The organism is Bacillus sp. AFS023182, assembly GCF_002560575.1.
Classification (GTDB): Bacteria; Bacillota; Bacilli; order Bacillales; family Bacillaceae_G; genus Bacillus_A; species Bacillus_A arachidis.
Map to the genome: position 1 here is coordinate 1 of NZ_NTRO01000032.1, position 21,439 is coordinate 21,439.

Below are 21,439 nucleotides of genomic sequence, written 5' to 3' on the forward strand. Positions count from 1 at the left end.
TATTACTTCCTTTCTAAATAGTAAACATCAAGTAACTCCAAAATATACAATAGAAGTTGATTTTGGAGTTATTTTTTGTTTGCTTCACTTTTTTTCGGCACTCTACAGCTAGATGGTAAATCCTTTGACCACGGCAAGACTTTATCAATTTCTTCTTTATTGTTTAAATTGATGTTGGGAAGTGTTTCAAACAAATAACGAAGATAATGATAGGGACTTAGATTGTTCTCTTTTGCGGTTTCCGCCACACTATACATGATCGCACTTCCTCTAGCACCTCGCCGTGTATTTGAGAACATCCAATTTTTTCTCCCGATTACAAACGGTTTAATCGAACGTTCACTTCTATTGTTATCAATTTCTAAATGACCGTCTAATAAAAAGGCTTTAAGATGCTTCCATTGATTCAAACAATAATTGATGGCTTTTCCTAGCGCACTTTTTGGTAAAACACGATCTTTCTGTTCATGAAGCCATGCCGAAAAAAGGTTCAGAATGGGCCTGCTTTTTTCTATTAACCTCCAAAACAAACACCCTTTTTATGTGTATTCCTAGCAAATAGTGATATTTAAATTGCAACATCTTGATAGCCTACTTCATCTACCTTTTCATTTATGAGACGAACCCCTAAACCATTTTCTTCATCCCACAAACAATCAAATGAGATTCCTATATCACGTCCATCGCGAAGGAAATCATACGGAACCGAAATACCTACTAATGTTATATGTTCTATTAATTGATCAACTGTTTCAATTAATGGGTAGTCCTCATTAAATGCAACATCATAACCAAGCTCATGCCTTTTTTCTTTATAATAATCTAAAACTGGTTGTAATATGCTATGTTGGATTTGTTCCCAATTATCCATTAATGAGTTGTATGATACATATTGTCCTTCATCAAAATCCCCATCTTCAGTACCTCCTACCAATAATGCTATCTCTGTATCCTTTCCTAAAAACTTCATGGTTCTGTATCCTACCCATTTATACTGATAATCAAGTTCTCCAAAAATTTTATCATTTATTGTCATTTTAAAATCTCCTTATTATTTATTTGCAAATCCTTCAGGTCAAAGGCTACTACGTTTATGTCTCATTGGCTATAAAATTTCCAAACACTAGAAAATCTAGCTAAAGAAGTAGCATGGCTTTAATTTTTTTCTGTACAAAATATTAGCTCAACTTCAACTTCGTATATCCCAAATTTCTTATCACTATAATAAATGCTTCTGTCTATCTTATTCATTTTAGATATTTGTTTCTAATAAGTCATCATGAGTAGCTACTAAGAAAAAAAAGCCTTGTACATAGATTTAAAATAACCTCACCTTGAGTACTATTCATAAGGCATGTGGATTTATCATATCAACAGATGTGGCATCTGTTACTCCTCTAAGATACTTACCAAAATCAATTTTTAGTAGCGCTTCATAATGCTCTGAAGTAATACCTAAATCAGTCATCTTTTTGTTAATCTTAGAACGCTCGTCTACACTGAAAGTATAATTGGGAATAGCAGTTTTAAGCTTGTTCATCTTAGTAGCATTGACATTACACTATTCAATTTATTCTAAATGTTATAAACTGGAATGAATTAAGAGAAGTAATTAAGACAGTGCAATGTAAAATATGATATAGGAGACAGATGATAACAATGCAATTAGTAAAACCAACTCACCAGCACAGCAAACAAATTATGGCTTATCGGCAAGCATTCCTAAGTACAAGGGAACAGCCATATGGTAGTTGTTCCTTACAACAATTTGATTCCTTTGACGAATGGCTTAATAAAGTCAAAATACAAGAAAAAGGAGAAAACCTACCACTAAATCGAGTTCCATCCACTCAGTTTTTGAGCTTTGATAAGGGAAAACTAGTCGGTTTCATCAATATCCGTCATCGATTAACGCCACAATTACTCATAGAGAGCGGACATATAGGTTATAGCGTGCACCCGGACGAACGCCGAAATGGTTACGCTACTGAGCAGCTTCGTCTTTCCTTATTTGAAGCGAAAAAATTAGGATTAGACAAAGTGTTAATAACTTGTGACAAAGCAAATATCGCCTCTGCCAAAACCATTCAAAAAGTTGGGGGTATCTTTGAAGATGAAGTAATTTCCCCGAATACTGGCGAGATTGTTCAGCGTTACTGGATCGAACTATGATTCCATAATTTTTCAAGAGTCATACTTGATATCGTATCGAAACTATATCATAGCGAAAAGAAAAAATCGGAGTGATTTCTCACTCCGATTAAAATCTAACTTTTGAGATTCAGTACAAGGACCCCTCTCCTTATTTCAACTTTCCCTCAAAAACAATTCTTCTTCCGCACGGTTCTACAACTGTTTTCCCATCTTTCTTCACTTCATGAAAGATGGGCTCTTCCATGCGGCGTGAAGGTGCATACCCTTCTTTTTCCATACGCGCTAAGCAATCTGTAATTGTTTCGTTATCCTGTACTTCAAATTTTTTCTTTTTAGGTTGTTTTGTCATGCCCTAACCTACTTTCCATTTTTCTTGATGCGGATTGGCTTTTCATATATGTGATATATAGAAGTGCAATAATTACCATTATTATCATAACCGCTATAAAAAAGCTTGTATACTGTATTTTCTCTATAAATATGCCTCCTAATACAGGTCCCATAATACTTCCTATACTAAAGGCAATTCCGGATAATATATTTCCTGCTGGCAGTAAGTGTCTTGGTAATAAATCCGTCATAAAGCCAAGCCCTAAAGAGAAACATGATCCAATCACCATACCAGCTAACAGCATACACCCAAATACAATCCAATAATACCCGTCAAACACTGCAGCAAGTAAGAAAATAATTGCACTTATGCTGAATGTCCATGTTAAAATGCGATCTCTTCCATATTTATCACTTAATATACCAAGCGGAATTTGCGTAACAATTCCCCCAATTGCGAATGCAGGTAATAAGAAGGATACATCAGCGACAGACCACCCTTTTCGGAGTGCATACACAGGTAAATTACTATTTAACATCGCTTCCAAAACGCCGTATGCTAAAGGCCCCATTAGTGCAATCCACGCAAGAACAAATACTTGTTTATAACGAGAAAGTGATGATTCATTTTTCTTTCCTGTGTCATCTTGCTCTGGAAAAGCATTTTTGGTTGGAAGTAATAATAGCCATCCAATTAAACAAAGAATCGTAGATACGATAAATGGCGTTGCAAGCCCATATTGGACAGTGCTAGCTAAGTATGGTCCTACTGCAAAACCAATCCCAAAAAAGACTCCATATATAGAGACTTGTCTTCCTATTTTACTAGGATCAGATGTCGTTGTAATCCATGTTTGCGTTCCGACGTGTAACATGTGATCGCCTACTCCAACTAAAAAGCGCAGAATAAACCATGCCCAAAATGAAAATGTTTGTGTAAAAAAGAATAATGAAATAATAACGAGAAATCCGCCGATTACGATAATTGGTTTCATTCCAAAACGCTGCATCGGTTTCTCAAGCCACGGTGAAATAAATAAAATCCCAATATATAACGCAGTTGCATGAATACCATTAATACTAGAACGAATCCCTTCTTGCTCAAAAATCATTGCGATCGCCGGTAGAAGCATTCCTTGTGATAATCCAGAAATTGCAACAATTCCAACCATAATCCAAAATGTAAATCGTATTGACATCCTCTTCTCTCTCCCTTTACATGTTCACCAGCCTTCATTATAAACTTTTTGAACAATAATGTGTAAGCATATAAAAAGAAGTTAGACGAATCTTATCTAACTTCTTTTTATATGTTCTGCTTATTTATTTTCCAGCCAATTTGTAACGTGCTGGGTAAATTCATCTAAACAGTCAATAAACGGCGAATGCCCACAATCCTCTAATATGACTAGTTCTGCATTCGGAAGATGTTTTGCTAATTCTTCTCCGACCACTTGCGGGACAACGTAATCCCGGTCTCCTTGTACGACAAGAGTCGGTACTTGCAGGCGATGAATATGTCCATTCCCTGGTACAACTCCATTATGTTCATCTGAAATATTAAACGTAATTAAAGCATAGTTCACATCTACAAAATTACGCTGCGTTAACATATCATCTAAATACTTTTCATAACGCTCTGGATCTGGTTTATTGTGTGTATAAATCAGTAAATCCCAAACCGTACGATAATATATCTTGTTCATATTTTTAATTGCATCTAGTACTGGAGCAATTTGAACGGGATCTTGCGCAATTTCTTCTTTTGTTTTTAACAAAGTGGATGTGATGGGTTGACCGTTTATATCTTTTTTGAAAATAGGATATCCTTTCATTCCAACTGATTCAACCAAAATCAATTTTTCTACGCACTCCGGATGACAAGCTGCAAACTCCATCGCAACACCACCACCCATTGACCATCCCATCAGTGAAAACTTCTTCAATTGTAGATCATCTATAAATAGCTTTACATCACCTGCAAAGTCTTGCAACGAATCTATTGGCTTATGGTAGGTTGATTTTCCAAATCCTCTTAAATCAATGGCGTAAATGTGATATTCATCTTGTAATTTCCCAATGACTAAATCCCAGTGCTGTGAGGATGTCATATTCCCATGAATTAGGATGAGTTTTTCTTTATTTTGTCTTCCAACTTCTTGATATGCAATCGTTTCTCCATTTGATAACGAAACAAACTTCAGTGTTGCAGGCTTAATCATCACACGCTCCCCCATTCATTTTTAATAGATAGAAAATTCTAAACTTACCTCTAGCATATCATGTAGAATATATGTTCTCAACACAAAAACGATACAAAATACTTACATAAAACAACATACCTATCACTAGACAATTCTGGTAAAAGATTATATAGTTAGCTAGGTAACTAATTTGAAAGGATTAAACAAATGGACGAAAAACAGCATTTTTTTCACATTGTCAGTCAAACTTCTCGAAAGTTTACGAAGAAATTTAATGAACGTGTATCACCAACAGGTTTATTTAGTGCACAATGGGCTGTCATTTTTCGAATTAATCAAACCGGACCTTGTACACAAACTGAGTTATGTCAGTATTTAAACGTTGAATCGCCAACGATGACTCGTACTTTAACACGTATGGAAACAATGGGATGGATTATTCGAACCGAGGGAAAAGATCGTCGCGAAAAGCTCATTTCATTATCTGAAACAGCACTAAAAATGATTCCAATATGGCAAGAAGAAGTTGATACTTTCGAAGAAAAAGCGCTACAAAATATTAATGAAGTAGATTTACAACAAGCATTTCAAGTACTGCAAACCATTATTAAAAATTTAGATGATTAATTGGAGGGATGACGATGCAAAGTGAGAGACTTTGGACGAAGGACTTCCTTGGAACTTGTTTTAGTAGTCTGTTTCTCTTTTTAACGTTTTACATGCTTATGACTACTTTACCCGTCTATGTAATAGAGGGGTTGAAAGGAAAACCTGAAGAAATTGGTTTAGTCGCAACAGTATTTCTTATTTCTTCTGTCCTATGCCGCCCGTTTACCGGAAAGTGGCTTGACGATTTAGGAAGAAAGAAAATCTTATTTATTTCTCTTTCCTTATTTTTAGCTGCTACCGTAATGTATTTCGGTGCACAAAGTTTATTTTTATTACTTGCCCTTCGCTTCCTTCACGGCATTGGGTTTGGAATGGCAACGACAGCTACAGGTACAATTGTCACAGACGTCGCACCGGCTCATCGCCGCGGTGAAGCACTTGCCTATTTCGGTGTATTTATGAGTTTGCCGATGGTAATCGGTCCTTTTTTAGGTTTAACGATTATTTCACATTTTTCATTTACAGTTCTGTTTATCGTTTGTTCTATCTTTTCATTACTAGCATTTCTATTAGGTTTACTTGTAAATATCCCACATGAAAAGCCAGTAAGTAAACAAAAACGCGAGCGAATGAAATGGAAAGATTTAATTGAACCTTCTTCTGTTCCAATTGCCCTTACAGGGTTTGTTCTTGCTTTTTCTTATAGTGGCATATTATCTTTTATTCCTATTTACGCAAAAGAAATTGGTTTAGGAGAAGTTGCTAGTTACTTCTTTATTGTATATGCACTTGTTGTTGTTCTTTCTCGTCCATTCACAGGAAAGATATTTGATCGTTTCGGTGAAAATATACTTGTTTATCCTTCCATTATTATTTTTACAATTGGAATGTTCATCTTAAGCCAAGCACAAACGCCATTTTGGTTCCTTGGTGCAGGTATATTAATTGGTTTAGGCTATGGGACGTTAATCCCAAGTTTCCAAACCATTGCTATTTCCGCGGCTCCAAACCATCGACGCGGCTCAGCAACAGCTACTTATTTCTCATTCTTTGATAGTGGTATGGGTCTCGGTTCCTTTGTACTAGGTATCGTAGCAGCACACTCAAGCTATCATAATATGTATTTCATCGCTGCCATTATCGTTGCATTTACATTACTTATTTATTACTTTCTACATGGCAGAAAACAACAGTTCAAAAAGCAAGGTACAGATGAAGAATTATCAGCTTAATGTTAATAAGGAAAGTAAACTCCCCTGTTTACTTTCCTTATTTTGTATTTCTAAGAAAACGATCGTATACTTATTGTAGAATTAACAAGGAGGTATATATATGAATTTTAAAAAATCTCCCCTTTTGTTACTCATACTTACACTAGTGTTTATCGTAACTGGGCTTGGATTTACTTTTTTTAAACAAAACAAAGTCTCCCCTTCTAAAGAGAACGTGACAAAAGAAAATTGGTTACAAGATCCCTACTTACGTTGGTCATATACACATATGAAAGAACTAGCGTTAACAAGCGAAGTAAAAAATAATCCCGAGCAAATATCATCATTTCCTACTGCATTACAAAACTTAGATGATTTCTCAGTTAAAAAAGTGAATGGAGGAAATATCCCTTTAAAGAAACTATTAGATGAGAATAAAACAGACGCCTTTGTTGTTGTACATAACGGAAAACTTGTTTACGAGCATTATTTCAACGGGTTTAAACAAAATGAGCAGCATGGAATGGCCTCTTTAGCAAAAGTATTTACTGGTGCACTTGTACAATCATTAACCGAAGAAGGACTCATCAATGTAAATAAGACTGCTGAAACATATGTCAAAGAATTACGAAACACTCCATTCGGAAAAGCAACAATTCAACAATTAATGGACATGCAGGTTTCTGCTGAATACCCTACACATGGATATATACAGCCAGGTTTAGAAAATCAAGATGCTCAATTATATTTAGCCAGCAATATTCTTCCTCGTGGTAAAAACTATGATGGCCCAATAAAAATTTATGATATGCTACAAGAAGCAGAAGAAACGGCACCACCTGGAACTGCGTTTTCGTATAATAACGGTTCATCTGAAACACTCGGCTGGATTATACGGACCTTAACTGGAAAATCGTTAACTGAAAATGTAAGTGAGAGAATTTGGTCCAAAATAGGTATGGAAGAAAATGCGTATTATGTTACAGATGAAACAGGAGTTGAACAAGCAAGTGCTGGTTTAAATGCGACTGCAAGAGATTTGGCCAGATTTGGGCAATTGATTTTAAATAACGGTCGCTACAATGGCGTGCAAATTCTCCCTTCCTCTATTTCAGAAAATGTAAAGAGCGTGCAAGAAGGAGAATTTGCAATCGGACAAGGTACATCCATTTCTTATCATAATCAATGGTGGATTCCTCATAATGAACACGGTGCATTTGAAGTGTTAGGAAGTTATGGACAATGCCTCTATATAGATCCAAAAGCGAATATGGTCATTGTACATTTCTCATCCAATGCTGAGCCAAGCAATGATGTTCATACAACTTATTCAAATATGTATGTAGATATCGCAAAACACTTAGAAAAAAGCTAGTTTTATACTAGCTTTTTCACATAATAAATTTTATATAAATCAATTGTTTTCTATACACCTTATTACATTTATCCATTCTTCACATGAAAGATTTAATCTTCTATATGTGAATAACGTCGTACAAACACTTTCAATCATTGAAGGGTTTTTCCGTAGAAAATCCCATCTCAATACTTTAGGTAGTTCATACATCTTATATTCTTTACTTTCCTTAATAATTCCATCAACTTCCCGTTCACAAATTCCCCTTACTAAATAATCTGCTCTTAATTCTTGGCACACCTTTTTAAAATTTTCATTATGATGTTTCAATTGAAGTAAACATGTTACATACGTACGAAACAATTCATCATTCCGATTACAGCATCTCATTATATTTTCTATTTTTTTCATCATAAATTTTTTGCCTTTTCTTGTATTTCTAAAAGCCACTTTTCACGCTTTGCTGCTTTACTTGTTTTTACAGATTGAAAGGCAGAACGTTTTATTTGGCGTATACCACAAAATTGCAAAATACCTTTTTTCATAATCACCCAATCAGCCGATCGATATAAGAGTGCCACGTACCATAAGGGCGAATCTAACGTATTAATAACCCACGCCGTTTTTCCTGTAAGTAATCCTTTCGGCATTACACCTTCATATCTATATGCAAACCCAGCAACAAAAACACGATCAATAAAACCCTTTAAAATAGCTGGCATTCCCCACCACCATATTGGATAAATAAAAATAAAAGAATCTGCCTCTTTGACCAATTTTCTGTATTTCTCTGTTTCTTCTTCATATACTAAATCACACCTTCTCTTATCTTCATTAAAAGTTAGAACTGGGTTAAATGCTTCCTTATAAAGATCAAGTAATGTAACAGAATGGTTCGTCCCTTGCAGTCCTTTTTGCACATGTTCTATAAAATTGATGCATTGAAACTAGATGGATTCGGATGTGCATATACGATGAGGATGTTCACCTTTCAACAACACCTTTCCTTAAATTCCCTTTTGACTTCCAAATGTTTGCGTGATATTCTATTACTTGTCAAGTAGCAAGCCTATATGACAAAACGACTGACACCTACTCGGCGAAGGTGTCTATTTTTTATTTTTAGCCGAATGAAATGCCTCTTTCAGGGCATATTCAACTTTTGACACTACACACTCAACACCATTCCCTTGTATCAGGCTGCTTTTGCAGTCTTTTACTCTACATAGTCAAAAAAATTCAGATAAATTATAACATAAAAAAAGAGAGCCTAGCTCCCTTTTCTTGCCTTATAATATACTCCTTTATTCGTATAGGAATATTCATCATCAGCTAAAGTAATTTTCCCATCCAGTTTTAACTCGTCTAATAGCCTTGATAAATAAAATTGATGTAGCATTTTTTTCGTGAATTTTCCTTCATAATGCGAAACGATATGCTCTTGAATATCTAATAGTGATATTGGTTTATCTTGCTCCATCATATATTCATATACTGCTTTACGCAGCTTTACGTATTTCTCAAGTGTCACAGTACAATTGCAACCCCTTTCTTCTCATGCTGTTATTTTTGGAATCGGTTTTTTTGCAATAAAAAAACCTCTCCGATAAGAAGAAGTTACGTATATATCTTCGTCTTATCTTCCAGAACAAATCATGTTCTGCTGGAATTAGCACCTGCATCGCGGTTGCTGGGTTTCATCGGGCCAGTCCCTCCACCTCTCTGGATAAGAAAATATTCACTTTATATCTTATAATAGCCACTTCTATTTTCATTGTCAAATCATATAAAGTAACCACATTGAAGTTATATTTTCTTTTCTAACGCTCATACTAAAATTGTATGTACAAAAGGAGGGATTTATAATGGATAAAAATGCTCGTGGATATGTTCAAGATTCGTTTCATTCGTTGCAAGAAGCAAAAAATTGTTTGGAACATGCATTACAAACAGTTGAAAAGAGCGATAATAGGGAGCGAATCGAACAGTCTTTACAAGCTGTGGAACATGCATTACAAAAATGTGATCATACGGTTCATATTTTAGAACAAGAATGAAAATTGCCCATCTCTTTACTAGATGGGCAATTTCTCAAATGGCATACTGTAACAGTATTGCCGTCGTAATTAAAAAGTATACAGAATTCACGATTTCTAAAACTCCAACTTTTAAGATAGATATCTTTTTACCATACAATACGATTGCGCGAATTAGGCTCGGTATAAATATAAGAGAAAGCCATGGATTTACCAATAAAGAGGCAATGATTAAGAAAATATGATAGCCCCATGAAACATAGCGATAAGTAGGATTATTCTTTTCACGAATCATTGTTTTCACATAAAATGTACTACCTATAAAATATAGAAAAGAAATACCAGCAATTGCAAAAGCCGTTTCATCGACTGTTTTCATCGAAAAATAATAACTAAGTAAACCGCCTATGCAGAAAACAAGTATTGCACAAATATCATTTACTAAGGCTCGTTCATTTTTTTGTCGAGCAAAGTATATATTTACGATAAAGAGCGGAATCATCGTAACACCAAACAGAAGTATTTTCCATTCATACAGTAAAGATACGCTCCCGAAAACACATGCGATTGTAAAGTAAATAAGTGCCGCATACATAAATTCTTTCTTTCGAGGTTGCTTTATGTACATTAAAAATGGATACGTTGCTAAATAGATAAATAACCAAGCGATAAAAAGTGGAATATGATATAAAGTAGGTTTACCAAGTATTACACTAAGTATAAACGGAATCAGCAGCATCCCCCAGGCACCGTGCTGCTTTGGAACAACTAGCTTCATGAATATGGCATCTCCTCTTTGAAAATATTTCTCATTTTCTATTATATAAAAAGTCTCATCTAAAAATCGGACTACATTAAAACAATTTTTTGACACATTTCAAAATAATGATCAACATGTATAAAAAAATGCTTCCTACCAATGGTAAGAAGCATGAAAGAGGCAAACGAATATGTAAGTCGCGACCCTACTTTACATTCTTATGCTTTGTAACATATGCTTATGCCTTGTTTTCCTGAGAGAATAGCCCTTTATCATTATCTAAAATTCCATATTTCTTTTTAAATCTCGTAATAATTCTAATCCACGATGAGCTAAACAAGACAAGAAAAATCACATTTGAGAGTGCATGCGCTAAATCAAAGTAAAAGCTCGCAGCATAATATGCTATAAAGGCTTTCCATGTTAATCCTTCTAAAAAACCGAGTATCCCCCACAAATTCATAATCCAGCCAAAAACAAAGCCGGCTATGAATCCATAGATGACTCTCCCCCATAACGTTCTCATTATAAATGTGTTTCGAAGTAGACCCGCTATAAAGCCTATCATTCCCCAAGAAAACATTTGCCAAGGTGTCCAAGGTCCTTGCCCTAAAAATATATTAGATACCAATGCTGCCGTTGCCCCAATCATAAAGCCTGTCTCACTTCCAAAAACAATTGCAGATACAATAATAACAAAAGAAGTTGGTTGTACACTCGGCATAATGGAAAATGGTACACGACTCACTGCTGCTATGGCTGCTAAAACAGCGACAATGACGATTTCACGTGAAACAAATGCTTTCCTCTCAAATCGTATATAAAAAGGTAACATAATAACAGCTAATAAGAATAAACTACACCACATAAAATATTCATCTGTTACAAAAGAAGTAAACAGAAGAGTACTTATGACAATAATGAAAATAAGCATTATGAGAGCAAAATATCGTTTGGACACGCTTTATACACATCCTCCCACGTTAATGCATAAGGCAACTGCTTGCGAATAAAACGATTAATAGATGTTGTATAAAAGAAATTATCACTAAAGAATTTCTTTGGCGTATCATCCATAATTACTTTCCCGTCAAATAGCATCATACAATGATCAACATATTTAGCTGCAAATTCAATGTCATGTGTTGCCATCACAATCGTTGTTCCTTTCTTTTGTAACTCCTGAAACAATCCGCCTAATCTTTCCTTTTTCTCTGGATCCAGCCCTTTTGTCGGTTCGTCTAGTAATAATAAGCTTGGTTTTGATAACAAGGCTGTACATATTGCGATTAACTGTTGTTCTCCCCCGCTACAATCATGCGGATGACGATCGCGAATGGACTGCAGCCAAAATCGTTTTAACATATCTTCTGCAATTTCTTTCCCTTTATCATCATATAATTCATTTGCTCTTTCAAAAACTTCATCCCACACCGTCTCAAATGTAAAATGATAATACGGATGTTGCGATACAAATCCGATTCTTTTAAACCGTTCCTTTGAATCAATTTTATGAATCTCCGTTCCGTTCCACCGTACTTTTCCTCTTCTAGCTTTGTTTAATCCTGCTAATATAGTTAAAAGTGTTGATTTTCCAGTACCATTTTTCCCAACAAGCGCAGTCCACTTCCCACGTTCAATCGATAGCATTAAATCCTGTAAAATAAAAGGGCTATTTTTTTCATATTGAAATGATATATGATTTGCTTGTAAAACCACTTCTTTTGTTTCTGCCTGTGATATAACCGGTATTTCATATTCCATAGGTAACTCAGAATGTATTTGTGTTTGTGCCTCCCTTACCGTAAATGGGATTTTCTTTACATTCCATTCTAAAAACAACCTTGGAATTTGAGGGATAAACGGGCGAAACTCTTCTAATGCCCACATTTTTGATATAACATGTTGCGGCGTCCCATCATACATTATTTCCCCAGCATCCATAAACACAACTCGAGTTGCTAGTGGAATGACTTCGTCTAAACGATGTTCACTCATGATAATGGTAATTCCGAGCTCTTCGTTAATTCGTTTTAATAACCCTAAAAAATCTTTTGCTGCAATTGGATCAAGCTGTGCTGTCGGTTCATCAAGTAATAATAATTTAGGCTGTAAAACAAGAACTGCCGCTAAATTAACCAGTTGTTTTTGTCCCCCCGATAATGTATGAACAGACTGGTGTAATAAATCTTGAAAACCTAAAAAACTAATTAATTCAGCAATTCTCTTTTGGATTATATTGGTCTCTAGGCCAACATTCTCAAGAGAAAATGCCAATTCTTGAATAACCGTATCCATAACAAGTTGATTTTCTGGATTTTGAAATACCATTCCTACTTCTTGCGCTGATAATAAATCTGGCATCTCAAGTAAAGAAGTTCCATTATAATACATATTACCTATGCGTTTTCCAACTGGAAGTAGCTCTTTCTTGAAATGTTTCAAAAGTGTCGTCTTACCACAGCCTGAACGGCCAGCCAACACAATAAATTCCCCTTGAGAAACCCTCAAGGAAACGCCCGTTAATGCTTGTACCTTTTCATCTGCATACGTAAAAGCTAAGTCTTTTATTTCCGCATGCGCCACCATAACCATTCCCTCCCTTCCATTATGATTGGTAAACTAATAAATAGTAAAAATAAAACGAATAAGATTCCATCATATTGCTGAAATACAAGCGATTCCACCCTTGGATAGATTAATAGTTTGCCAGCACCGTAAAAACTGAACAGAAAACAGCTTAGTAATAAAATTGCTAAGCACGCAAGTATGTACCAATCTTGCCTTCCCATGCGATATTGAATATATGTACTACGCTTTGTTACTCCAAATCCACGTGCTTGCATGGAATCCGCCGTTTGTAATGCATCTTCTAAAGAACAAACAAGCAACACCTGCAAGAGCTTCATTCCATTTTTGATTCTCCCTATGAATGGGCCTGAATCTAATTGCACTCCTTTTGTCTTTTGAACAAGTGTAATTTGCCTTAAACGCCGGATAAATAAAGGAACGAAGCGCACTGTGATCATTGTTAGTAACGCAACTTTCGGTGAAATCCGTGAAAACAAGTACAAAAATTTATGACTTGAAATCACATCATTATAAGAAGTAAATGTGAACATAATAGCAAGTAACAATAATCCCATTATGAATCCATACATACATGCCTCTAATGTAATTCGATTATCCCCTAAACGAAATAATGTAGTCGCTCCTCTATGTGTTAACAAAGGGTTCAACACAATAATCATTACGAAGAAAATAAGCGTGCTTGGTATCATTTTTCTTAGTTTCTCGCCATTTCCTTGCATGATGTTTAACAGTACGATCATAATAATCGCACCCATTAAAAAAAGAGGGTGAAGACACACCATACATAGTATCATCACCCCAATATAGTAGATAAAATTCACAAAAGGATGTAAAGAAGAAAAGATAATTTTCATAGTCCTTTACCAAGAATCCTTTCCTATTTTAGCACATATACCCATTCGATTTTATCTCCTGGCTTGACTGTATATGCACCTGCACTTCGATTTGGAAAAGCACCATTTACACGGTACTTCCATCCGCTTGTGCTCGTTATGTCTTTTTCGTATAAATCATTAATGCCCTTTACATAAATACTATCTCTGGATCCCGTTGCATCTACATCTAATCCTGTACGCTGCAATACTTTATAAACCGTATCTCCCTCTTGTACGTCAACTTTTTTTGCTCCTAATAAATAACCTTCATTTCCACGTACAGAAATGGTAACTTGCTGCGCTTGTGGTTCTGGCTTTTGTTCGGGTTGCGGTTGCGGTTGCGGTTGCGGTTGCGGTTCTGGCTTTGGTACTACTTTAGGTTCTGGGTCTTTCGACTGTTCCTGCTTTGGTGTTTCTTTCGGCTGATTAACTACTTTTGCCTCTTCTTTTACTTCTGATTTTGCTTCTGGCACTTTCTTAGGCTCAGTGTTTGCTTGCTGCGCTTTTGGTTGTTCTTGTTGCGCAACTGGTTCTTGCTCTTTTTTCTCTTGTTTCTCTTTTTTCTCTTGTTTCTTAATTTCAGGTTGTTTTTGTTGTTCTTGTTCCTGATCCCCCTTTTGCTGCTCTTCTTGTTGCTTTTTCTCTACTGATTCTTGCTGCTTTTCCGGTTTACTTTCTTCCTTTTTCTCTTCTTGTTTCAGTTCCTCTTTTTGTTCTGTTTTTGAAATTGCTTTTTGTTCAGATTTTGACTCATTTTGACTACATCCAACAAGCAATCCAAATGAAAGGACAACTGAGAGTAACCATTTCATCATACTCATGTTTTTCTCACCTTTCCTAATAAAATTAGGAGCAAATCATTGCTCCTAATTTTTTGTTAAGCTGCTTTTCGTCTCCATAAAACATATGCTGAAGCAATACACAATACACCCATTCCTACTGGCATTGCAGTGTCCCAAGCAGATGCTCCTGTTTTCGGTAATTGATGGTTTTTCGCAGTTTTTTCATTATTTAATGTTTTCTCTTCTGTAACAACACGAGAGTTCTTATCGTTTGTTTGTTCTTGTGGTTTTTGAATTACTTCTTGCTTTTCAATCTCCTTGCTCTCTTCCACTACCGGTTCCTTCGGCTCTTCAACTGCGTTCTCGTCGCCCTCAGTTGATAAATTTGTCCAATCATATATAGAACCTTGACCAGTTACAAACGATTTATATTGAACAAGCGCTAGAAGTGCTTGTTCAGTCGCCATACCATTGCCCTCTTGGTCATTTGGCAACCATTTAAATTCACCATTTGCAAGTTGGTATGATATTAAATTTTGAACTGCACTTACATTATTTTTAGTAAATGCTTCACTAGTTGGATCAACCCCTGCAATAGCAAGTCCAATAATTGCTTGTGCAACACTATTTGAATTTTCTTGACCGTCAGCTTCAAATCCACCAGTGTTCAATTGTTTATTTGTTAAATATTGCACAGCTTTATCTACAGCATGCTTTACCTCTGGTTGTTTCTGATACGGTGCTAGTGCCGATAAAACCATACCTGTTACATCAATACTACTAGCCTCGTCCTTACTACTTTCCACATGGTATGTCCAGCCACCGTCTGTATGCTGTGCATTTAAAATCTCTTTTACTAAAGCAGCACGATTCCACTTTGCTTCAGCCGGTACTTCATATTTTTTTGAATCCAGTGCAAGTAAAGCGAATGTATAACCAGTAATAGAATTTAGTTTCTCAGATTGATATAGTTTTTGAACTAAATTCTTCCCTGCAACATTCGTTGGATTCCCATTTACCGCTGTTACTGCTAAAACAGTTCTTGCTATATCTGTAGCGGTAAATCGTTCCACTCGTTTTTCTACTTTTTGTGTTAAAGATTGTAAATAACTAATCTTTGTTTCTACTGGAATATTATTTCCTGAACGAGCAAGTGCAATTGCTACCCAATCACTATCAATTCCGTCTTCGATCATTTTTTTTGATGTTTTAGCAATCGCTTGATCTAATTGCTTCATTAATAATTCATTTGTGATTGGTTCTTTCGACTCATTAGGCTTTTGTTCTTCTGGCTTCTTCTGTTCTTCTGGTTTTTGTTCCTCAGGCTTTTGACCATCTGGATTTTGCTCTTCCGGTTTTTGTTCCTCAGGCTTTTGACCATCTGGATTTTGTTCTTCCGGTTTTTCCGCATCTGGATTCTTTTTGCAAGTTCCCATCTTATCAAGAACTTGTTGCAATGTTTCTGTGTTCATATTGTTCCAATCTACAACAAAACGAAATGTAACAACATCTTCAGATTCTAATTTATAACTATCCGCCCCTACCATGGCAGCTTTATCATTTACATCATATGCCCATCCACTTGTCTCACCAGCCATTAAACCATCAATACCTTTAACATACATACCATATTGCGTATTCTCAGCTGTTACTTTAGTCCCCATTACTTTTTGTAACAAACTATAGGCTGTTTCTCCATCTTCAATAGCTACTTCTTTCGGACAAAGAATAACTCCTCTTTGCGATTCCCCAATAATCGCAAGTGTTGCTGTTTTTCCTTCAGCAAACGTAATATGTACAGTATTTGTGAATGAAACAAACACTAATGCGACTGCCATAATCGATGTAAGCAGCCATTTTTTCATCATTGCCATCCTTGCTTATTCCTCCCTTTGCTTACATATGCATAAAAAAAGACCCTTCAAGGGCGTGCAATAACACTCTACTGTGAGTGCTATACAAAATGCACAACACCTCCTATCCGCATAGATAGCGGTTGTATTTGTATAGGAAAGACAGTGTAGCTTATGAATGTATTATTGTGATAACATTCACTTTTAGCGGCGAACCCATTTCATTTCCACCTATTTCCTTTAAAAGTTATCGTATAAACGACATACCTATACATTCATTAAATTATAAATATCTGTATTATTTTACTATTGACACGAAATTTTGTCTATGCTTTCTCTGATTTATTTCCTATGAATATTAGTCTGTTACGTGAAACTATAAAGCCTATATATAGTCACTATAGCTTACTATGAAGTGGTTGTTTACATACAATAACACCATCTTCATCGATATACACATAATGATTTGGAATCCACTCAATTGCTCCAAACTGTAAAGGAATTTCTTTTTCTCCTTTTCCTTCTTTTCTACTTCTCTTCGGTATTGTACCTAACGCTAAAATACCAATGTTAATATTTCGTAATTCTTTAGAATCACGAACATATCCATATACAATAATCCCTGCTAAATTTCGTTGACTTGCTATATTTGCCAAGTTATCTCCAAGTAACGCACAATTTGTAGAAGCCTCTCCATCAACTACTAACACTGTTCCCTCCGGTAAAGTTTGTAGAGCCTCCTTTACTATTACATTATCATCCTCCACTTTAACCGTTGCAATTTTTCCATGAAATTGTTCTTTCTTTCCATATGATTGAAATATAGGCTTACATACTTGTACGTCTCCTTCAAAAGCATCACACAGATCTGTTGTTCTCCACATCTTTCTCCCTCTCTTCTTTTTAGTATATGTTACATATTCTTGTCGTTTTATTTTTCACCTGTCTAATATTGCAAAATTTTGTATACTATAACTTTTTTTCCAAACTGCATAATATTTCAAATCCCGTACATACTATATAAAGGCTGGTGAACAGCTTGAGTCCAATTTCGTAGTACCTACAATCTTTTCTCCCTTTCCCTGGGGCTGAGCAGTTAGTTTTTACTAGCTGCTCTTTTGTTTTTATATTTTTGTTTAAAGCCCCTTTTTAATTATCATCACTAAAATCAGACAACCAGTATGTACTCATGAGTGAATAGGACAACCTTTTCTTGTAATATTCTTTTATAAAAGGATAAGGGTGTGACAATGTTGAATAGGAAAAACGCTCAAATTGTTATTCACATAATAAAAGGCTCAACTATAAAAAGGTTTTTAATCTTAGATTTAGTTACTGGAACAGGAATTTTTTATATAGTTAAATTTATTTCTTCAAGTGCATTAATTGCATTTATTGGCAGTCTTATGGGAACCGAAAGTATTAAAAAGATACCGAAATTCAAAAATAATACGAATTAAATCCTAGTACCTAGCCCCACTACCTTTACTTCGTTAAGAAGAACAGACCTTCTCAATAAAATAATAAAAAAGAGCCAAATGGCTCTTTTTTATTACATTTCAATACACGGATCTATTATATCTCCAACTCGATCACCGGAATTAGTAATATACTACTTAATTACAATGTCGTGTAGTTCAAAACGAATCATTTTTTTCAATTCATCTAGTTCTATTTCAACTTGATATCCTATCTTCCCAGCACTAAAGATTATTGTATCTAGCTCCATAGCACTATGATCAATAACGGTAGGAAAATATTTTTTCATCCCAATCGGTGAACAACCCCCATGAATATAACCAGTAAGCGAGAGTAAATCTTTTGATTTCAACATGCTTATTGATTTTTCACGAATGCTTGCAGCAGCTTTTTTCAAATCCAACTCTTCACTGACAGGTACAACAAAAACATAGTGTTTTCCTGATTTCCCTATAGTAACTAGCGTTTTAAAGACTTGATTGGGAGATTGTCCTAATACCAAGGCAACATCTATTCCACTAATAGCATCAGTATCCGCATAGCTATAATGTTTATAATTAACTTTCTTCTTATCTAACAACCGCATTACATTCGTTTTGTATTCCATTGTGCTAAAACCCTCCTGTAATAAATCTATATGTACTATGTAATATATAAATTGAGATGTAGACGGTGGAAATATAATTTCCAATACATAAATATTGTAACTTACTTTACTATTCTCTAACAAGGAATGACAAACATATCACTCACACTGTTTATATAAGATTAATTCATCCGTTAATCTCATTTTTGTTTTCAAAAAGCATTGCTATCTCAATAATCACTTGTTATAATTTTGAAAAAACTTAAGGAGAGACCCAATATGTTTAATTGTACTTCTTTCCAACTTCATCATCATATATAACGCCGTGTATCCGAAGAATTTTTTCTTCGTGGGTACAGGGCTTTTCCTGTTACCCACGAAGCGTTCATAAAGCTATGTGGGTATTTTTATACCTGCATAGCTTTTTTTATTTTATAAAAGGAGTGATTTAAATGGATGTAAGAAATGTAAAAGGAACAAAAGATTATTTACCCGCGGAACAGTTGCTTAGAAACAAAATTAAATGCGCTTGTGAAGAGACTTTTGAACGATATGGCTGTAAACCACTTGAAACACCTACATTAAATATGTATGAACTGATGGCTTATAAATATGGAGGCGGTGCTGAAATTTTAAAAGAGATGTACACACTACGTGATCAAGGAAATCGTGAACTCGCACTTCGGTATGATTTAACGATTCCATTTGCAAAAGTAGTAGCAATGAACCCAGATATCAGGCTTCCCTTTAAACGCTATGAAATTGGAAAGGTCTTTCGTGATGGACCGATAAAACAAGGAAGGTTTCGTGAATTTATTCAATGTGACGTTGATATAGTCGGCGTAGAATCTGTTATTGCTGAAGCTGAATTAATGGCCATGGCATTTGATCTTTTCAAAACTTTAAACTTAGATGTTACCATTCAATATAATAATCGTAAGTTATTAACAGGTATCCTTCAATCGATTGAAATTCCAAACGAACAAACAAACGATGTTATTTTATCATTAGATAAACTTGAGAAAATTGGGGTTGATGGCGTACGAAAGAATTTACAAAGCCGTGGGATAACAAATGACACTGTAGAGGTAGTTTGTCATACTGTTGAATCTTGTATAACATTAGAAATTGATGAATTTAACCAAGCTTTCTTAAATTCACTTGTTATAGAGGGAAGCAATGAACTAAAGCAATTACAGCAATATTTACTCGCACTTGGTATCCAAGACAATGCTGTGTTTAATCCATTCTTAGCAAGAGGACTTACTATGTATACAGGCACAGTTTATGAAATCTTTTTAGCAGATGGAAGCATTACTTCAAGCATTGGTAGTGGCGGACGTTATGATAATATAATTGGGGCTTTTCGTAACGATAATACATCCTATCCAACAGTAGGGATTTCCTTTGGCTTGGATGTTATTTATACAGCTCTTACGCAAAAAGAAACGGAATCTGCTTCTGTCGATATTTTCATTATTCCTATTAACACCGAAGTGGAATGTTTACGAATCACACAACTTTTGCGTTCTAAAAGTACCTTCAAAGTTGAACTGGAACTTGCCGGCCGTAAATTAAAGCGAGCTCTTAATTACGCAAATAAAGAGAATATTCCTTACGTGCTTATTATTGGTGAAACTGAAATTTCTACGGAAACCATTGTTTTACGTAATATGAAGGAAGGTACCGAAATAAACCTCCCCCTATCTTGCATTGAAAATGGAACATTAAAGGATTATTTATAAAAAAGCAGCCAATTAAAAGGTTAAGCCGTTCTCTTTCGAAATACCCGCAACTATACAAACACATTTAAAAGCAGAACAATTCGCACATGAATTCGCTCTGCTTTTTATTATCATATCAATATTTTAAGTTCCTAGTACTTTTTTACCAAGTGGCTTCGTACTATTCGAATCTGGTTCAAGTGTAATACCAATGTTATCAAAGGACTGTTTTTGTGCAATTTCATATGTCAGAAGTCCTGATCCAGTTTCATCCGGTTTAAATATTCCAGCGTTTTTTCTTTCTCCATCTTTTAATAACCAAACTTGATACACTTCTGATTTGTTTACTTGTGGCAAATGATCAGCTTGTACAACTAATTTTTTCTTATCTCCTTGTTGCATAACAAATACATACCCTTTTGTATTTTCATCTTTTTGATCGATTGATACTAATGGACGCGTAGAGATTACTTTCATTGGATCACTGCTTAATTCATCCTTAGCTAAAGATTGTATTTTTAATTGCGAATTTTCGATTGTTACTGCTACTGTAATCACTAACATTGTTCCTAGTAATACTGTTGCCAACGGTGTAAATTGTTTTTTTAGTAAAACCGTCCATTCTTTCAATTTCGCTGTTACTTTGTTATCTCTATTCGTTTGTTCGCGAACAAATATAAAATCAAACACTTCAGCTTTTAATGTTTCTGGTACTTCTCTCTCTTCAAAATCGAAATGCATTGCTTCCCAAGCTGCCTGCATTGCTGGATACTCAGTTTGACATTTGGGGCATGTCTTTAAATGTTCTTGAAACGCTCTTTGTTCTCTATCATCAAATGTATTCGTAACATAGGATAATAAATGCTCACATTCTCTCTCCATACTAT

At 35.1% G+C, this 21,439-nt stretch carries 22 protein-coding genes, 3 pseudogenes and 1 riboswitch; of the genes and pseudogenes, 7 read left to right on the forward strand and 18 right to left on the reverse strand.

The annotated features are described in order from the left end of the window. Window positions 1–68: 68 nt before the first annotated feature. The 3 genes and pseudogenes from CN288_RS16405 to CN288_RS16420 form a co-directional block, all read right to left on the reverse strand. Window positions 69–515: pseudogene (locus CN288_RS16405) on the reverse strand (IS66 family transposase); the annotation flags it as partial. Between the two features lie 53 nt (window positions 516–568). Next, entirely contained in the window at window positions 569–1,036 is a 468-nt protein-coding gene (locus CN288_RS16410; protein WP_098302638.1) for a DUF6985 domain-containing protein, read from the reverse strand. 309 nt (window positions 1,037–1,345) lie between these two features. Next, on the reverse strand, window positions 1,346–1,540 hold the full coding sequence (locus CN288_RS16420) for a hypothetical protein (protein WP_098302639.1): 195 nt from the start codon (window positions 1,538–1,540) through the stop codon (window positions 1,346–1,348). Between the two features lie 119 nt (window positions 1,541–1,659). Here CN288_RS16420 and CN288_RS16425 point away from each other — a divergent pair, with 119 nt between their 5' ends. Beyond that, window positions 1,660–2,172, forward strand: coding sequence for a GNAT family N-acetyltransferase (locus tag CN288_RS16425; protein WP_303745780.1), 513 nt, complete (start codon window positions 1,660–1,662; stop codon window positions 2,170–2,172). A gap of 130 nt (window positions 2,173–2,302) precedes the next feature. Here the strand turns inward: CN288_RS16425 and CN288_RS16430 are convergent, their stop codons facing one another. From CN288_RS16430 to phaZ, 3 genes are all read right to left on the reverse strand, one after another. Next, window positions 2,303–2,503: an NETI motif-containing protein gene (locus tag CN288_RS16430; protein ID WP_026592348.1), complete on the reverse strand. Its 201-nt coding sequence runs from the start codon at window positions 2,501–2,503 to the stop codon at window positions 2,303–2,305. Beyond that, entirely contained in the window at window positions 2,487–3,683 is a 1,197-nt protein-coding gene (locus CN288_RS16435) for an MFS transporter (RefSeq protein ID WP_098302640.1), read from the reverse strand. Before CN288_RS16435 ends, CN288_RS16430 begins: the two co-directional genes overlap by 17 nt. A gap of 120 nt (window positions 3,684–3,803) precedes the next feature. Continuing rightward, window positions 3,804–4,706, reverse strand: a complete 903-nt coding sequence (gene phaZ, locus CN288_RS16440; RefSeq protein ID WP_098302641.1) for an intracellular short-chain-length polyhydroxyalkanoate depolymerase — start codon at window positions 4,704–4,706, stop codon at window positions 3,804–3,806. 189 nt (window positions 4,707–4,895) lie between these two features. On the opposite strand from phaZ, the gene CN288_RS16445 reads away from it, so the two are divergent. The 3 genes from CN288_RS16445 (at window position 4,896) to CN288_RS16455 (ending at window position 7,883) form a co-directional block, all read left to right on the forward strand. Then, window positions 4,896–5,315 carry a MarR family winged helix-turn-helix transcriptional regulator gene (locus CN288_RS16445; RefSeq protein ID WP_098302642.1) on the forward strand — a complete coding sequence of 140 codons (420 nt, stop codon included), beginning with the start codon at window positions 4,896–4,898 and terminating at the stop codon, window positions 5,313–5,315. 14 nt (window positions 5,316–5,329) lie between these two features. Beyond that, window positions 5,330–6,529, forward strand: coding sequence for an MFS transporter (locus CN288_RS16450; RefSeq protein WP_090690517.1), 1,200 nt, complete (start codon window positions 5,330–5,332; stop codon window positions 6,527–6,529). A 100-nt stretch (window positions 6,530–6,629) separates the two neighbouring features. Beyond that, complete coding sequence (locus CN288_RS16455; protein ID WP_026592343.1) at window positions 6,630–7,883, forward strand: serine hydrolase domain-containing protein; 1,254 nt, start codon at window positions 6,630–6,632, stop codon at window positions 7,881–7,883. Window positions 7,884–7,922: 39 nt separating this feature from the next. Here CN288_RS16455 and CN288_RS16460 read toward each other — a convergent pair whose 3' ends face one another. From CN288_RS16460 to CN288_RS16470, 3 genes and pseudogenes are all read right to left on the reverse strand, one after another. Further along, window positions 7,923–8,276, reverse strand: a complete 354-nt coding sequence (locus tag CN288_RS16460; protein WP_090690744.1) for a group-specific protein — start codon at window positions 8,274–8,276, stop codon at window positions 7,923–7,925. Continuing rightward, window positions 8,276–8,853, reverse strand: a pseudogene (locus CN288_RS16465) (NAD(P)H-dependent oxidoreductase). The gene CN288_RS16460 and the pseudogene CN288_RS16465 overlap by 1 nt, the downstream one beginning before the upstream one ends. Before the next feature lie 282 nt (window positions 8,854–9,135). Continuing rightward, window positions 9,136–9,455: pseudogene (locus tag CN288_RS16470) on the reverse strand (hypothetical protein). A gap of 43 nt (window positions 9,456–9,498) precedes the next feature. Continuing rightward, window positions 9,499–9,598, reverse strand: a riboswitch (SAM riboswitch). A gap of 132 nt (window positions 9,599–9,730) precedes the next feature. Between CN288_RS16470 and CN288_RS16475 the strand changes: the two are divergent. After that, window positions 9,731–9,922, forward strand: a complete 192-nt coding sequence (locus tag CN288_RS16475; RefSeq protein ID WP_090690522.1) for a hypothetical protein — start codon at window positions 9,731–9,733, stop codon at window positions 9,920–9,922. Window positions 9,923–9,956: 34 nt separating this feature from the next. On the opposite strand, the gene CN288_RS16480 is transcribed toward CN288_RS16475, so the two are convergent. The 7 genes from CN288_RS16480 to rraA all read right to left on the reverse strand — a co-directional run bounded on the left by CN288_RS16480 (window position 9,957) and on the right by rraA (window position 17,647). Further along, the gene (locus CN288_RS16480; RefSeq protein ID WP_098302643.1) at window positions 9,957–10,679 is read right to left on the reverse strand and encodes a YwiC-like family protein; all 723 of its coding nucleotides are present in this window, start codon (window positions 10,677–10,679) and stop codon (window positions 9,957–9,959) included. 220 nt (window positions 10,680–10,899) lie between these two features. After that, on the reverse strand, window positions 10,900–11,622 hold the full coding sequence (locus CN288_RS16485; protein WP_026592338.1) for an ECF transporter S component: 723 nt from the start codon (window positions 11,620–11,622) through the stop codon (window positions 10,900–10,902). Beyond that, complete coding sequence (locus CN288_RS16490) at window positions 11,595–13,256, reverse strand: ABC transporter ATP-binding protein (protein WP_176527685.1); 1,662 nt, start codon at window positions 13,254–13,256, stop codon at window positions 11,595–11,597. The genes CN288_RS16485 and CN288_RS16490 overlap by 28 nt, the downstream gene beginning before the upstream one ends. Continuing rightward, the gene (locus CN288_RS16495) at window positions 13,229–14,107 is read right to left on the reverse strand and encodes an energy-coupling factor transporter transmembrane component T (RefSeq protein ID WP_090690530.1); all 879 of its coding nucleotides are present in this window, start codon (window positions 14,105–14,107) and stop codon (window positions 13,229–13,231) included. Before CN288_RS16495 ends, CN288_RS16490 begins: the two co-directional genes overlap by 28 nt. 23 nt (window positions 14,108–14,130) lie before the next feature. Then, the gene (locus tag CN288_RS16500) at window positions 14,131–14,949 is read right to left on the reverse strand and encodes a DUF4430 domain-containing protein (RefSeq protein ID WP_098302645.1); all 819 of its coding nucleotides are present in this window, start codon (window positions 14,947–14,949) and stop codon (window positions 14,131–14,133) included. A gap of 56 nt (window positions 14,950–15,005) precedes the next feature. Then, a complete protein-coding gene (locus CN288_RS16505; protein ID WP_090690534.1) occupies window positions 15,006–16,784 on the reverse strand; it encodes a DUF4430 domain-containing protein in 1,779 nt (592 codons plus the stop codon). A gap of 377 nt (window positions 16,785–17,161) precedes the next feature. After that, window positions 17,162–17,647, reverse strand: a complete 486-nt coding sequence (gene rraA / locus CN288_RS16510; RefSeq protein WP_026592333.1) for a ribonuclease E activity regulator RraA — start codon at window positions 17,645–17,647, stop codon at window positions 17,162–17,164. A 366-nt stretch (window positions 17,648–18,013) separates the two neighbouring features. On the opposite strand from rraA, the gene CN288_RS16515 reads away from it, so the two are divergent. Continuing rightward, complete coding sequence (locus CN288_RS16515; RefSeq protein WP_035415092.1) at window positions 18,014–18,223, forward strand: hypothetical protein; 210 nt, start codon at window positions 18,014–18,016, stop codon at window positions 18,221–18,223. A 152-nt stretch (window positions 18,224–18,375) separates the two neighbouring features. Here CN288_RS16515 and ybaK read toward each other — a convergent pair whose 3' ends face one another. Then, a complete protein-coding gene (gene ybaK / locus CN288_RS16520) occupies window positions 18,376–18,849 on the reverse strand; it encodes a Cys-tRNA(Pro) deacylase (protein ID WP_026592331.1) in 474 nt (157 codons plus the stop codon). Between the two features lie 431 nt (window positions 18,850–19,280). On the opposite strand from ybaK, the gene CN288_RS16525 reads away from it, so the two are divergent. Then, window positions 19,281–20,573 carry a histidine--tRNA ligase gene (locus tag CN288_RS16525; protein ID WP_098302646.1) on the forward strand — a complete coding sequence of 431 codons (1,293 nt, stop codon included), beginning with the start codon at window positions 19,281–19,283 and terminating at the stop codon, window positions 20,571–20,573. A gap of 123 nt (window positions 20,574–20,696) precedes the next feature. Here CN288_RS16525 and CN288_RS16530 read toward each other — a convergent pair whose 3' ends face one another. Continuing rightward, the gene (locus CN288_RS16530) at window positions 20,697–21,434 is read right to left on the reverse strand and encodes an anti-sigma factor (protein ID WP_026592329.1); all 738 of its coding nucleotides are present in this window, start codon (window positions 21,432–21,434) and stop codon (window positions 20,697–20,699) included. Window positions 21,435–21,439 lie beyond the last annotated feature (5 nt).